The sequence below is a fragment of the Carboxylicivirga linearis genome, from assembly GCF_018271995.1.
Lineage (GTDB): Bacteria > Bacteroidota > Bacteroidia > Bacteroidales > Marinilabiliaceae > Carboxylicivirga > Carboxylicivirga linearis.
Window position 1 is genome coordinate 163,659 of record NZ_JAGUCO010000008.1, and the last position, 13,020, is coordinate 176,678.

At 40.5% G+C, this 13,020-nt stretch carries 17 protein-coding genes; all 17 read left to right on the forward strand.

The genetic code is table 11. From position 1 onward, the window contains the following. The first annotated feature begins 111 nt into the window (after positions 1–111). Entirely contained in the window at positions 112–1,218 is a 1,107-nt protein-coding gene (locus KEM10_RS12895) for an ATP-dependent Clp protease proteolytic subunit (protein WP_212216426.1), read from the forward strand. An 11-nt stretch (positions 1,219–1,229) separates the two neighbouring features. Then, on the forward strand, positions 1,230–2,159 hold the full coding sequence (locus KEM10_RS12900; protein ID WP_212216427.1) for a hypothetical protein: 930 nt from the start codon (positions 1,230–1,232) through the stop codon (positions 2,157–2,159). Positions 2,160–2,222: 63 nt separating this feature from the next. Next, positions 2,223–2,600, forward strand: a complete 378-nt coding sequence (locus KEM10_RS12905) for a hypothetical protein (RefSeq protein WP_212216428.1) — start codon at positions 2,223–2,225, stop codon at positions 2,598–2,600. Then, on the forward strand, positions 2,600–3,823 hold the full coding sequence (locus KEM10_RS12910) for a DUF2586 family protein (protein WP_212216429.1): 1,224 nt from the start codon (positions 2,600–2,602) through the stop codon (positions 3,821–3,823). Before KEM10_RS12905 ends, KEM10_RS12910 begins: the two co-directional genes overlap by 1 nt. Positions 3,824–3,826: 3 nt before the next feature. After that, on the forward strand, positions 3,827–4,261 hold the full coding sequence (locus KEM10_RS12915) for a hypothetical protein (RefSeq protein WP_212216430.1): 435 nt from the start codon (positions 3,827–3,829) through the stop codon (positions 4,259–4,261). 23 nt (positions 4,262–4,284) lie between these two features. Continuing rightward, on the forward strand, positions 4,285–4,953 hold the full coding sequence (locus KEM10_RS12920) for a hypothetical protein (protein ID WP_212216431.1): 669 nt from the start codon (positions 4,285–4,287) through the stop codon (positions 4,951–4,953). A gap of 195 nt (positions 4,954–5,148) precedes the next feature. Beyond that, on the forward strand, positions 5,149–7,137 hold the full coding sequence (locus tag KEM10_RS12925; RefSeq protein ID WP_212216432.1) for a phage tail tape measure protein: 1,989 nt from the start codon (positions 5,149–5,151) through the stop codon (positions 7,135–7,137). A 2-nt stretch (positions 7,138–7,139) separates the two neighbouring features. Next, a complete protein-coding gene (locus KEM10_RS12930) occupies positions 7,140–7,808 on the forward strand; it encodes a DUF6046 domain-containing protein (RefSeq protein WP_212216433.1) in 669 nt (222 codons plus the stop codon). Next, positions 7,805–8,764: a hypothetical protein gene (locus KEM10_RS12935; RefSeq protein WP_212216434.1), complete on the forward strand. Its 960-nt coding sequence runs from the start codon at positions 7,805–7,807 to the stop codon at positions 8,762–8,764. The genes KEM10_RS12930 and KEM10_RS12935 overlap by 4 nt, the downstream gene beginning before the upstream one ends. Continuing rightward, positions 8,761–9,270, forward strand: a complete 510-nt coding sequence (locus tag KEM10_RS12940) for a hypothetical protein (protein WP_212216435.1) — start codon at positions 8,761–8,763, stop codon at positions 9,268–9,270. Before KEM10_RS12935 ends, KEM10_RS12940 begins: the two co-directional genes overlap by 4 nt. Further along, complete coding sequence (locus KEM10_RS12945) at positions 9,270–9,578, forward strand: hypothetical protein (protein WP_212216436.1); 309 nt, start codon at positions 9,270–9,272, stop codon at positions 9,576–9,578. The genes KEM10_RS12940 and KEM10_RS12945 overlap by 1 nt, the downstream gene beginning before the upstream one ends. Then, entirely contained in the window at positions 9,578–10,072 is a 495-nt protein-coding gene (locus tag KEM10_RS12950; RefSeq protein WP_212216437.1) for a transglycosylase SLT domain-containing protein, read from the forward strand. The genes KEM10_RS12945 and KEM10_RS12950 overlap by 1 nt, the downstream gene beginning before the upstream one ends. 14 nt (positions 10,073–10,086) lie before the next feature. Next, positions 10,087–10,452 carry a hypothetical protein gene (locus KEM10_RS12955; protein WP_212216438.1) on the forward strand — a complete coding sequence of 122 codons (366 nt, stop codon included), beginning with the start codon at positions 10,087–10,089 and terminating at the stop codon, positions 10,450–10,452. Further along, a complete protein-coding gene (locus KEM10_RS12960; protein ID WP_212216439.1) occupies positions 10,442–10,984 on the forward strand; it encodes a hypothetical protein in 543 nt (180 codons plus the stop codon). The genes KEM10_RS12955 and KEM10_RS12960 overlap by 11 nt, the downstream gene beginning before the upstream one ends. Positions 10,985–11,050: 66 nt before the next feature. Further along, positions 11,051–11,623 carry a LysM peptidoglycan-binding domain-containing protein gene (locus tag KEM10_RS12965; protein ID WP_212216440.1) on the forward strand — a complete coding sequence of 191 codons (573 nt, stop codon included), beginning with the start codon at positions 11,051–11,053 and terminating at the stop codon, positions 11,621–11,623. Positions 11,624–11,688: 65 nt separating this feature from the next. Beyond that, positions 11,689–12,531, forward strand: coding sequence for a hypothetical protein (locus KEM10_RS12970; protein ID WP_212216441.1), 843 nt, complete (start codon positions 11,689–11,691; stop codon positions 12,529–12,531). Then, the gene (locus tag KEM10_RS12975) at positions 12,518–12,994 is read left to right on the forward strand and encodes a hypothetical protein (RefSeq protein WP_212216442.1); all 477 of its coding nucleotides are present in this window, start codon (positions 12,518–12,520) and stop codon (positions 12,992–12,994) included. Before KEM10_RS12970 ends, KEM10_RS12975 begins: the two co-directional genes overlap by 14 nt. The last annotated feature ends 26 nt before the right edge of the window (positions 12,995–13,020 follow it).

Sequence of the window (13,020 nt, forward strand, 5' to 3'; positions counted from 1 at the left end):
CTATTTTTCTGTACAACATGAAATTTTTATAGTACAAAAACGCTCCATTTTATACCCTCACAAAATCACTGAATCTTTGGGCTTGGATTTACAAAATGTGAACTAAAAAACATGAGTAAAAATTTACTTATTAAGGTCTATGCTGAAGAAACAACCGGAAGGGTTGATATTATCGGTAATATCTCGGAATGGAATCAGAACAATGCCATTGAGATGCGTAGTAAGTGCGAGGAGCTTAAAGCTGCCGGTACTACTAAGTGTCATGTGTATTTAATGACAGGCGGTGGAGACTGTTTCCAGGCTAATGAGATTGTGAATATCCTTATTGACGTATTTGGTAGCTATACCGGAGAAGGAGGCGCGCTTGTTGCCAGTGCCGGAACTTACATTGGTGTAAGAGCAAGCAGCTTTATTATGGCAAAGAATGGTCAGTATATGATTCATAAGCCGATGGGGGGTGCTCATGGTAACGAAACTGAGGTAGAAAACTATCTGGAGCTTCTCAAAAACATGACTGTTACCTATTACGAAGCCTATAAGGACAAATTAAAGAAACCGGAAGCTGATTTTAAGGCAAAATGGGATGCCGGTGATTTTTGGATGACTGCTGAAAAAGCAAAGGAATGGGGCTTTGTAACAGAAGTAAAAGGTGACACTAAGATAGACCAAACAACCGCGAGTATGATCAAAGAAAGCGGTTCGCCCATTGAGGCAAAAGTAAATGATACTCCCAAAAACACAACAGACATGGATGTAAAAGCAATGGCCACCCTGCTTGGTATGGATGCCAGTTCAACCGAAGATCAGGTAAACGCGCGCATTCAGGCAAATGCGCAAAAAGCTGCCGGTTATGATGCCTTAAAAGCTCAACAAGAGCAAAAGGATAAAGATGACAAGGAAGCTAAGATTAAAGCTGCCCTGGATGAGGCAGAAAAGGACAAGCGAATCAAAGCTGATGCCCGTGCCAACTGGCAAGGATTATTAGAAAAGGACTTTGATGGTACTAAAGCTGTATTAGACAGTTTGCAACCTGTAGTTAAGCCGTTGTCAGCTGAGATTAAACCTTCTGCTGATGGAACCGGTGCCACTTACCAGGGTAAAACATTTGAACAATTGCAGGATGAGAATCCTGAAGCATTGGCCGAATTAGAGGATAAGAATCCTGAAGCTTACAAAACCTTGTTTGCTGACTGGAAAAAACGTAACAGAATCTCTTAAGGATACTTTTTATGGCAACAATAGCAGATGGAAACTGGCTAAACCAGTTCGTAGCTCCACAATTGTTGGTGGAGTTTAAAAATTACAACGATGACTTTTTAGCTGCTTTAAAATCAGCTCCAAGACAAGCATTAACGGCCGATGGTATCCGCTTTAATAAGCTGATTAACAATGTTGGTTTCCTTGTTGACAATACAGCTGAATTTACAGCTAAGCCAATGTCGGGTAAAAAGGTATTTGTTCCCTGGGAAAAATACGATACTGAACCAACATCGGTGGATGATTCAGAAATCCGCTACTTAAACTACGATAAGCGTTCTGCTGTTCGTGTGAAGCATACAGAAGCCTTTAAAATGGGTTTTCGCGACCACGTAATGTGGAAACTTGCACCGGATGATGATACCAGTAGCGATATGCCAGTGATGCGTACTACCGGAGCCGATGATGGAACCGGACGTAAACGTTTAACTTTTGCTGATTTAGTTAAATACCTTGAATTGGTTAAGAATTTGAACTTACCCAATGCAAAAGAGTTTTATATGGTTCTTTGTCCGGAACATTCAACTGATTTGATTTTAGACCGTGACAGTGCCGCTTATTTTGCTGATAAGAAGATCTTCTTCGATCCAATTACCGGTAAAGTTAACTCTGTAATGGGCTTTAAGTTCTACGAGAACAATGCTGCATTAGCTTATGATGCAACTGGTAACAAACTGGCAAAAGGAGCTGCTTTAACAGCTACCGACCGCCGTGCATCCCTTTTCTTTTATGGTGATAACACTGTTAAGCACATTGAAAAGGTAAAGATCCTTTACAAACCAGAAGTACAGGATACAACCAGTGCTGATCCAACATCAGAATTCAGAACTCAAACTTATGGTTTGATTGACAGAATTGAAGACTATGGTGTAGGTGCTATCGTTAGCGGCATTGTAGCATAATATTAGCCCCGCCCCGATTACTATCGGGGTTAGGGTATTCTTTCACTATTTAAACAAAGTATTGTGAAGACTAAAAGCAAAGAAGAAAAAAAGGCAATAGCAGCTGATATTTTTAAGCGTTATCCAAAGGCTAAAAAGGTTGCAGTTACATCGGATGGCATGGCATTTATTACCGATGAAAATGAAATTGCCGTTAAAAATCATGCCGTTAAAAACCGCTATGGTAAGGAGCTTTCTATTGAAAGTTTCAGACGTGATGAGATGGGATCAGAAAAGCCAGGAAAGTCTCAAACAGCCAAAGAACTAATTGCGGCTATTGAAGCTGCCGGTGAGCTTGAAGCTGTTGAAGCTATACTGAATACTGAGAATGAGGGTGAAAAGCGTAAAACAGTTATTGAAGCTGCCGAAAAACGCATTAACGAACTTAAAGAAGCTGAGTAATGAGCTTTAAGGGTGCAACAATAAATAAACTTAACGGCGGTCTCGGACGAACATCCGAGACCGACCGTGTTATCTGTCTTATCGGCGGTATGACTCTGGTTGGTGATTTGGCTTATAATACAGCTGAAGAGTTACTGGATATCAGTACTGTTGAAGACTTAGGTATAACAGCTTCAACAGATGATACCAATGCTGAATTGATGCATTATCATTTGTCGGAGATGTTCAGACTTGCTCCGGAAAGCACTTTTTACCTTATCCCTGTGGATAAAACAAAGTCCATCGCTGATTTGGTTGCAGATGATGCATTAAAGGCTGCTATCCGATCTATTGATGGTATTAATGTTCTTGGTATCTCCGGATTATCCACTCTGGTTGCTGACGGTTTAACTGAAGCCATAGCCTTACAAGGTTTAGTGAGTGCATTTGAGAGTGAACACCTGTTGATTGATGGAATTTTTGTGGAAGGTGTTGGTGGAGCTTTACCAATAGCCGTTGCCGATTATCCTGATTTACGTTCCATAACGGCTCCAAATATCAGCTATGTAATTGCCCAGGATCCGGCAGTAGCTGCTTTAAATGCAGCTTATGCCAAACGTGCTGCCATTGGTACCGTGTTAGGATCAGTAGCTGTGCGAAAAGTGCATGAGGATATTGGATCGGTGGATATTGAAGTAAAACCACGAACCCGACGAGGCGAAGAAAACTACTCATTAAGTAGTGAATTATTGGGCTATTGGCTTTCGGCTGCTTTGAGCGATGGTACAGGATTTAAAACGCTGTCGGAAGCTGAACAAACCAGCCTGACATCTAAAGGCTGGATGTATGTTGGTTCGTTTGCTGAATATCCTGGCTTCTATTTGAATGGTTGTCCAACCGCAGTAGATAAGTCAAGCGATTACGCTTACTTCAATAATAACTGTATTTGGAATAAAGCAGCTCGCATCATTCGTAAAACACTGATTCCTCGTGTTCGATCCAAAGTACCAACAGATCCAACAACCGGACAGTTAAAAAGTACATGGGTATCAGGTGCAGAGCAATCGGTTATGAATGCCCTGGATCCAATGGAGTCAGCCGGTAATATTGATGGTAAAGATGTTTATATCAATCCTGTTCAGGCAATCAGTGAAACCACTCCTTTGCGTGTAAAAGCGCAGGTTGTTGTGGGTAAGATTGTACATGAGTTTGATGTAGACCTTGGTTTAACCGATAAAATTTAAGACATGGCTACAGCTAGTACATTAATAAACAAATTCGGCAAAATGGCCGGATGGAACTCCATTACTGTTAACATGCTTGCCCGTGATATTGAAGGTATCACTGAGTTAGAGTATGATGATAATATGGATATGGAGGTAGCCCGGGGACAGGGAGCTTATCCGGTTGGTTATGGTGAAGGAAACTACGAGGCTAAAGGAGCTATCACTCTTTACCTGGAAGAATGGAACGGACTACAAAAATCATTGCCTCCTGGTTACGGTATGCATCAAATAGCTCCATTCCCTATTGTTGTGGAATACGAGTATGAAGGCTTTAAGATGAGAGACACCTTTGTTGCTAAAATTAAAGGCCGTGGTGTTGCGGTTAAGCAAGGTGATAAAACCATTGCCTACAAAGCCGATTTGATGATTTTAGGTAAGATTCTCTGGAATGTTTAACCACTGTTTAAATAATTGTTTCGATGAAAAATACTTATAGAATACTAGTGAGCCTGGCGGCTCTAATTATTATTACAATTTCCGCTCATGCGGTTACTCATATTGAGTTTGAAACTGCCATTCAGTTTGTAAAAGAGAATGGCGCAATTATGGCTGCTGCACCAGTTTTGGTAAGCCCTAATATTACAAAGGAGTTGATTGATCAGCTTAAAGTTAAACATGGCAAGCTTAAGATTATAACTGTAGTGGTGGAAGCTCCAGTGTATGATATTGACCAATTAACATCCGTTCAAACGGCAAACTTGAGAATATTGGGAATTGATCCTGAAATAGTGAGTAATAGTGAGCTTCCAATCGAGGATCGTTTAAAACAATTGGAAAGGCTAAAAGAATTTAGAGATGATTCAAGTAAACTGGAATTGCTTCAAACGCTCACTTGCTTAGAAGGCAAAATACTGGAAGATGGGGAACAATATCAATTCCTTGTTAAACGTCCGGATCGTGGATTAATTAAGATGCTGTTACCACTAGCTCAAAGTGGAAAGATTGATGATTTCGCTGAAAAAGGAGTCAAGAACCTTGTTGTTGGTGGTGATATGGAAGCGCTGGACGATGGCATCGTATTCATGGGCGTTGTTTCGCAGCTTAAACAAATGATAGCTCCGGCACAAGCTTTTTTATCCAAAGCGTAGAGAATTACAAGATTGACAAAGAGGACTTCATTAGTCAGGCTGATGCCGTAATCAGGTATGAATACGGCATTGATCCTGACACCTTGGATGATGAAGCCTTTTGTAAACTCTACGCAGAATATCTGTACATCAACGAACTCAAACATTTAAACATCAAGACGGCCATTTTAGCCGCAGTAGCAACCGTATTGGGAGATGGGAACAACGACTCAGTGGATACTTGAATTGGTGGATAAAATCACCTCACCGATGAAAGGCATCATCAATGCAAGCGATGAGGCTGCTTCTGCTGTGGAGGGAGTTGGTACCAAAGCCGATAAAAGTGGTGATAAGCTAAAAGGAATGTCGGCTATTGACCTGTATGCCATCAGTGATGCAGTCAATAACATTGCCGATGAGTTTAATAAGATCAATGAGCCGGGTGCTGCTTTCAATGCCCAAATGAAAGAACTGGAGGCTATTTCTGGTGTAACAGGTGATGCGCTGGAGGCAATGGGCGATAAAGGACGTGCTACTGCAAAAGACTTTGGTGGAGATGCATCTGCTATGCTGGAGAGTTATAAAGGCATCCTTGGAAAGTTAGGGCCTGATATTGCACAAAACAGTGACGCGCTTGACTTGATGGGGCGAAACGTAGCCACTTTGAGTAAAACGATGAAGGGTGATGCCGTTGGAGCCATGAATGCTTTAACCGGTTCGATGCTTCAGTTTAATTCGGACATACAGGATCCAATGGAAATGGCAACCAAGATGACCGAACAAATGAACATCATGGCGGCTGCATCGAAAGAAGGATCAGCGGAGGTTCCTTTTATTACGCAAAGTATAAAACAAGCCGGTACAGCGGCCAAAAATGCCAATGTTACGTTTGCTGAAACAAATGCTGTTATCCAGGCATTGGGCAAAGGTGCTATTTATGGTTCTGAGGCAGGTGTCGGACTACGCAACATGTTGGGTAAAATGTCGGGTATTGATGTAATACCAAAGAATGCCGTTGCCAAAATGGAAGCGTTGGGTATTAATTACGATATCGTTAGCGATAAAACACGCCCATTTGTTGAACGCCTGAAGGAACTGCAGAAAGCACAGTCTGATGCCACTTTGATAGCCCAGATATTTGGAGTTGAGAACCAAAATGCGGCCAATGTTATCCTGAATAATATTGGATTTATTGAGGATCTACAGGGAAAGATAGTAGGCACTAATACAGCTACTGAACAGGCTAATATTATAATGAGTGGCTATACCGAAACGATGAGTCGTGTCGGTGCCTGGTTCACTGATTTAAAGATTAGCATGTTCGATGTCACTTCAAAGATGACACCTTTTGTAGATGGTTTAGCCGGTGCAGTTACTGTATTTGCTAATATGGCCAATGCCGGTAAAGGTGTGCAATTGCTTTTTAATACACTGAAAACAATGCCTGTTATAGGTAAGCTGGTAACATTGGGTAGTACCATTGCTTCCAGTGGATTTACCATGATGAGTACAGCGGCTAAAGGTTTGGGAGTTGCCATTATGAACATACCTATCATTGGTTGGATAGCTGCTATTGTTGCAGGATTAATTGCATTAGGCGCTTATTTCTGGAAAACATCAGAGACATTCAGAAAGGTTTTAATGGGCGTATGGGAATTTATTAAAACGGCCTTCCTGGGATACTATAAATTCATCTGGAATATTCTCCAGTCTATTTGGGATCTGATCAAGAAAGTATTCAATCCAAAGAATTGGTTTGATAGTGATTTCAGTTTTGCGGATGCCTTTAAGGATGCAGTAAGCAGTATTAAAGATGCGGCTGTTGAATATGGAACCGAAATGGGTGAGTCTTATGCCAAAGGAGCGGCGAAAGGCGCTGAAAGCTGGAAAAAGGATAACCCGGTAGTCGATCCGGAACTGAATCCGGATAATAATCCTAAACCAGTTGGAGCTATTCCGATAAACAAGGTTAGTCCTGTTTTGACTCCAGGAAAACTAACAGCTAATGGTTCGACAACTGCAAAAGGACTTAGTGGATCCGGAGGAAGTGGGTCTATTAAAAACGTGAATCAACGGATTGACGTTAAAAACTACTTTACCATTGCTCCAGGTGCAGACAAAAGTGAATTTGAAAGCATTGCTGAGAAAATAGTAAGGGCTATTAATGATAAACTAAGCGACAGTATGGTCGCTGCCAGTATGTAAGTATGACAGATTTCAAAGCAAATATATCAAGCAATCGCGGAGCCATTGACATTGGCTATGTAGGCAATCTATTAAGCGAGGTTTACCACGTTGAAACTCCTGTCTACTTACCCTGGTTCTTTGACTATAAAAAGAAGCTGTCTGTTTATGCTGGTGTTGAAGTTGAAGAGGAACTGGAGTATGAAAATGCTCCTGTGCGATATGGTCAAAAGTCGTATGGTGCCTTTTGGTTAAAAGGTGGCAAATATAATATTTGGGATTATACGGGAAAGTTAATACCGAATGAGTTTAATGATTTATTAATGCCATTGGCTACTATGGTTGATTTTGACAGGCCAAAGGTTGTGAGTAAAACAACAACTAATAGCGGAACTGTTAAAGAGATTTATGGTTTAGGTGACTGGACTATATCTATCAATGGTATTATTCTACCTGACAAATACAACCCATACACTCAGCAAACTGTGGCTGAACAAATGGAAGCTATCCAAAAGTTCCATGAGATTGCCGGAAGTATTGAAGTGGAAGGCCAGTTGTTTGCTCAACGCAAAATAAGCCGAATTGTAACAGAAAGCTTATCGTTTAAGCCGGTGCAAGGCCGTCCGAATATGATGCAATACAGTATTGAGGCTGTTAGTGATGAAGATTTACTGTTAACTGATATCCTATGAGTACTTACGCACAATATGGTGAAATAGTATTTCCGGCAAACGAAGGACGTCAAGGTTTCAGAATTCGGCGCTTTAGTGAATGTACCATTGAAAGCAGCTGGCAATCATTAACCGATACCGCTGAAATTATCACACCGCGAAAAGTGAAGGACTTTAACCGGATGAAAGTAAGCGAGTGGTTTCGCGAAGGTGATCCGGTGGAAATATGGTTGGGTTACGACGGTAATCTTGAGCTTGAGTTCTCCGGTTATGTCAGTAAGGTTCCTGCAGGTATTCCATTAGTGATAAGCTGCGAGGATGAGATGTATAAACTGAAGCGTCAGACAGTGAGTGTTAGCAAACAGAATTGCACTTTAAAAGAGTTGCTGACCGCAATTGCTCCAGGTTATATAGTTGTGTGTGATGATAGTCAATTATTAGGTAATGTTCGTTTTTCAAATATGGCCTCCAGTCAGATACTGGATGAGTTAAAAAAGCAAGGTATTCACAGTTGGTTTGAGGGTAAAGAGCTTCATGCCTTCAGTAAAAGTAAAAACGAATTGGATCCGGTGGATATTCAACTGGAGAGAACAGCCAGTGAAAGCCTGAAACAAAAAGCTATTGAGGACACGATGGTTATTATTAGCCTGATTCGAAAGAAAGGCAAAAAGCTGAAGGTAGAGTATGGAGATAAAGGAGCCGGCAAACGACTAACCAAGGAATTGAGTGGTATAGAAATCAGTGAGGATGAAATGCGGCGCGAGGCTAAAAAGATTTACGATGAAGCCAAACAACCCGGATTAGACGGTGATGTCACTTTGTTTGGTGTACCTCGTGTGCAACATGGCATGAAAATGAACTTAAATAGTGTTCTCTATCCTGAAAAAGATGGGATATACTACATCGATGCAGTAACAAAAACATACTTGCCTGGAGAGTATAGGCAAGCATGTAAATTGGGAGATAAGGCTGTATGACTTTAAAAAGTGAATTAGACCAATTTGGGCAGCTGTTTAAACAACATTTAAACGGTAATATGAAAGCCTCCTTGCGATGGGTAACAGCTACGGCTGTTAATTGGGACGAACAAACTATGACGGCCACAGACAGTGACGAACTGGAATATTTTGATGTGTTGTTGGGAGTTGGAACGATGGCTGTTAAACCAGTTTTAAATACCGATTGCCTGATAGCAATAATTGAAGGTGATGAGGCAACGGCCTTTTTGCTACATGCAGATGAAGCGGAGTTAATTCAATTCAATGGTGGATCGAATGGAGGTTTAACCATTACACCCACTTTGAAAGATAACCTGGAGAAAAACAACGCCATACTGAAGGCAATGCTTGATGTGATTACAGGCCCTGAATTAACACAGGCTGCTAATACTCCAAGTGTGTTGCAGGTAGCTTTAAAAACAGCGGTAACAGGAAAAGAAATGGGAGACTTTGCTGAGATTGAAAATACTAAAATAATGCATTGATGGAAGGTGTTTTGCTTGATAAGGATTATGAGTTGATGATACGTCCGAAGCTGGATAGTAGTGGAAAAATCCTAAGCGGCTTAGTGGTTGGTGATAGTACTGATCAGTGTGCAGCGCTTGTTCTGGAGATGAGTCAGGGCGAATTGAAGGAAGATCCTTTATTAGGACCAGGCTTAACAAAATTCATTCGGAGCAAATACACACCATCGCAAATTGATCAGCGTATACGGTCTCATTTTACCCGTGCCGGCATCAACTATGAAGAGTATAAGGATCGCATTAATAAAACTATAAAAACGGTTGAGTAATGATATTTGAAAATCTTATAAAAGAAAACAAGACAGCCTTTATTGCGAAGGTTAAAGAAGTGGCTATGTATTTAGGAGTAAAGCCTGAACATTTAATGTTTTTAATGTGGTTTGAAACGGCTCACACATTGGATCATCGTATTACCAACCGAATTGGTGCAACCGGATTGATTCAGTTTATGCCTGCTACTGCCAAAGGACTAGGAACCACAACAGATGCTTTACGCCAAATGAGCAATGTTGAGCAAATGGAATATGTAAAGAAACATCTATCGTTTGCCCGTGGCAGATATAAAGATTTTGTGGATCTGTATTGTGGCATCTTTTGGCCGGCTGCTGTTGGTAAGCCTGATACCTACCGGATCACATCGGATAAAGTAGCCATGCAAAACCCTCTTTTCGATATCAACCGCGACAGGGATATTGAGAAAAAGGAAATACGGACTGCTCTATTAAAGCAGATTCCTCGCGAATACAAATACCTTTTTGAATAATTAAAATGTTAAAAATGGAACTCGTAAGTCTGATACTTAACCTTGTTTTAGGAGGTGGCCTAATTGGTACCCTGGTTACGTTGCGCGCCACTAAAAAGAAAGCCAATGCCGATGCCAAAGCCTCGGAGCTTGACAATGTGCAGGAGGCAATTACAATCTGGCGCGAAATGGCCGAAAATCTTCGCAAAGAACTGGAAGCATCCAGGAAAGAAAATGAGTTAGTGAACGAGCAAATGCGCAAGGAAGTTGAAAGCTTAAGACGTGCGGTTTCCAGATTGACAACGGTTAATAATAAAATGGTGAAGCTCCTGGATAAAATTACTCCGGAGAATCTTGACTCAATGGTTGAACAAATAAAAAAGATTCATAATGAGAATTAGTAAAAGAGACAGTAGTAATAAGCTTTCTGTAGGTGTTTTTATATTTCTCCTGGTTGCATTAACCGGATGCAAAACGGTAAAAAAAACGGTGGATGTACAATCGGATTTTGAAACGATTAAAAATAACGATGTGCAGGTATCTACCGATAGTGTTAGCCTGGTTAAAGTCGATACTCAATTTGAAGATAAATCAGTGCTGAGTGATAGCGTTGTTGTAAACGAAGTGACAGTTGTTTTAAGTAAGCCCGATTCAAGCGGCCAACAATATCCGGAACAAATAACCTACCGGGAAACAACCAAGGTTAACAATGCTAAAAAGGACATCAAACAAGTAAAGGACTCTGTACTTACAACAGACTTTAATCAATTGCTTATTGACAAGACGGACTCAAAATCCGGTGTGTCGGTTGCAATCGACTCTAAAGTGAAAGAAAAGAAACCTAAAACACTTCTATGGATCCTTCTTTTATTAGGTTCAGGAGTGTTGATTTTTGGATATTTCATTTTAAAGCGTTTTGGCTTGATAAAATAGCAAAGTGGAATATTGACACAAGTAAACTAATGTCATTTCAATTTAAACGGTATTTAAACGGCAATTATGGCAAGTTATAAAGTAAGCGAGCAACAAAGTTTATTTGATGTAGCTGTTCAGAAGCTGGGTTCACCCGAAGCAGCTTTTGTATTGGCTATGGAAAATGGCTTGTCATTGACCGATGAGTTGTCTCCAGGTTATTCACTTGAATTGCCTGAAGAATGGAATAGCAAGGTAGTTGATTACTTCAGAAAAGCAAATATGGTTCCGGCAACTTTTGCCGAAAATGCCAGTTTACAAAACGAAAACATCGAAGTCATCTACTGGAGTAATGAACTGAAGCGACAAACAGGTGTGCATGTAAGCGAGAAACAAAGCCTGTTTGATGTGGCTATTCAAAAGGGAGGAAGCTTTGAATCAGTAATGGAACTGGCATCGCTTAACGGCCTTTCAATAACCGACAGCTTAACACCTGGTCAACAACTTGAATTACCTACCGTGATTGATAATGATATAGTGAGTTATTACTCCAGTAAAGGAATTGTACCGGAAACTGCCAGTAGCGAGACTGAAGATTCAATACCTGTGCTTGAAGGTATCGACTACTGGGCTATTGAAGTGGATTTTATTGTGAGTTAGGCAGTAGTCAGTAGATAACAGTCAGTAGCTATTAACCACTGACTAATAACTAAGAACTAAAACAAATGGCAAGAACAGTAACAGAAATAAAAGCAGGAATAACTACCGACTTTATGGCTAATGAATCCATGGCCACGTATTATGGCTTTGCAATGGGTGATAGCTTCGATAGTGTGTTTGCAAAGGTGAGCTTCGAAAGTATTATTTTTTACATCGTTGCTTCAGCCATATTTGTACTGGAGTCGCTTTACGATACCTTAAAAGCTTATGTTGATGCTGCTCTTGCAGCTCGTTTAACTCATAACCGACAATGGTATGTAGATCTTTCCAAAGCTTTTCAATATGGTGATGCCATTAATCCGCTTACAGGCACCTATGACATAATTGATGAAAGTAAACAGGTAATTGATTACGCTGCTGTTGATGAAATAAATGGTACGTTATTTATAAAAGTAGCGCGCCTGGTGAATGGTGAATTAGCTCCTTTAAGTGCTGAGCAAATAACGGCTTTTACTTCATATATACAAGCTGCTAAAGATGCTGGTGTTGTTGTGCAAACCATCAGTGATGAAGGGGACGATGCCCGATTAGTAATTGATATATGGTATGATGCACAGGTATTGAATGCCGATGGATCTGCCATTGATGGAAGTGGAGAGCCTGCTAAAGATACAGTTCAATCATACCTGAAGAATCTGCCTTTCAATGGTGAATTTACTATCCTGGCTTTAGAAGATACTCTTCAGATTACTAAAGGAGTGGTAATACCTAATACTCTATCAGCTGAAAGTAAATATGCTAATAATGAATGGGATGTGATTGATGGTAAAGTGAAACCTCACGCCGGCTATATGGTGGTTAAAGATGAAAACCTGACACTTAACTATCGTGCTTATGATGGAAATTAACTGGAATAGGTTTGTGGTGCTGCTATTACCTTTACGTATGCGTGTAGCTACTGTGTTTAGCTTTATTCGTTCAGTGCTGGCTCCTATTGTGTACTTGTTCAATTTGCTGCGTACCTATGAATCTGATATACGTTACAAGTTGGCTCATACTTCTCAGGTTTGGTCAATTGAGGCAGTATTGAACGATGCCTTCGACATTGAGCTTCGACGGATCTATATAAGTGATGCCGGTGGCGACACCATTACATTAATTCATCGTGACAGCGATAATGATCCATTAGTATTAGATGCCGATGAATATGGAGCCTTTATCATGCAAAATGACAGTGCATACTTTGGTGGATCATACGATTTTATTGTGAATATACCTTATCAATTCAGCGATGCAAGTTTATACCGGTTACGTGCATTGGTTGATTATTATAAACTAGCCGGTAAACGATATGATGTTGTAGTAAACTAAGATATTATGGACGTATTAACACTCGA

Excerpts from the sequence above, each read along its gene's own strand:
- KEM10_RS12895 (WP_212216426.1), top strand. The coding sequence starts at position 112 with ATGAGTAAAAATTTACTTATTAAGGTCTATGCTGAAGAAACAACCGGA.
- KEM10_RS12900 (WP_212216427.1), top strand. The coding sequence starts at position 1,230 with ATGGCAACAATAGCAGATGGAAACTGGCTAAACCAGTTCGTAGCTCCA.
- KEM10_RS12910 (WP_212216429.1), top strand. The coding sequence starts at position 2,600 with ATGAGCTTTAAGGGTGCAACAATAAATAAACTTAACGGCGGTCTCGGA.
- KEM10_RS12915 (WP_212216430.1), top strand. The coding sequence starts at position 3,827 with ATGGCTACAGCTAGTACATTAATAAACAAATTCGGCAAAATGGCCGGA.
- KEM10_RS12920 (WP_212216431.1), top strand. The coding sequence starts at position 4,285 with ATGAAAAATACTTATAGAATACTAGTGAGCCTGGCGGCTCTAATTATT.
- KEM10_RS12925 (WP_212216432.1), top strand. The coding sequence starts at position 5,149 with ATGGGAACAACGACTCAGTGGATACTTGAATTGGTGGATAAAATCACC.
- KEM10_RS12930 (WP_212216433.1), top strand. The coding sequence starts at position 7,140 with ATGACAGATTTCAAAGCAAATATATCAAGCAATCGCGGAGCCATTGAC.
- KEM10_RS12935 (WP_212216434.1), top strand. The coding sequence starts at position 7,805 with ATGAGTACTTACGCACAATATGGTGAAATAGTATTTCCGGCAAACGAA.
- KEM10_RS12940 (WP_212216435.1), top strand. The coding sequence starts at position 8,761 with ATGACTTTAAAAAGTGAATTAGACCAATTTGGGCAGCTGTTTAAACAA.
- KEM10_RS12945 (WP_212216436.1), top strand. The coding sequence starts at position 9,270 with ATGGAAGGTGTTTTGCTTGATAAGGATTATGAGTTGATGATACGTCCG.
- KEM10_RS12950 (WP_212216437.1), top strand. The coding sequence starts at position 9,578 with ATGATATTTGAAAATCTTATAAAAGAAAACAAGACAGCCTTTATTGCG.
- KEM10_RS12955 (WP_212216438.1), top strand. The coding sequence starts at position 10,087 with ATGGAACTCGTAAGTCTGATACTTAACCTTGTTTTAGGAGGTGGCCTA.
- KEM10_RS12960 (WP_212216439.1), top strand. The coding sequence starts at position 10,442 with ATGAGAATTAGTAAAAGAGACAGTAGTAATAAGCTTTCTGTAGGTGTT.
- KEM10_RS12965 (WP_212216440.1), top strand. The coding sequence starts at position 11,051 with ATGGCAAGTTATAAAGTAAGCGAGCAACAAAGTTTATTTGATGTAGCT.
- KEM10_RS12970 (WP_212216441.1), top strand. The coding sequence starts at position 11,689 with ATGGCAAGAACAGTAACAGAAATAAAAGCAGGAATAACTACCGACTTT.
- KEM10_RS12975 (WP_212216442.1), top strand. The coding sequence starts at position 12,518 with ATGATGGAAATTAACTGGAATAGGTTTGTGGTGCTGCTATTACCTTTA.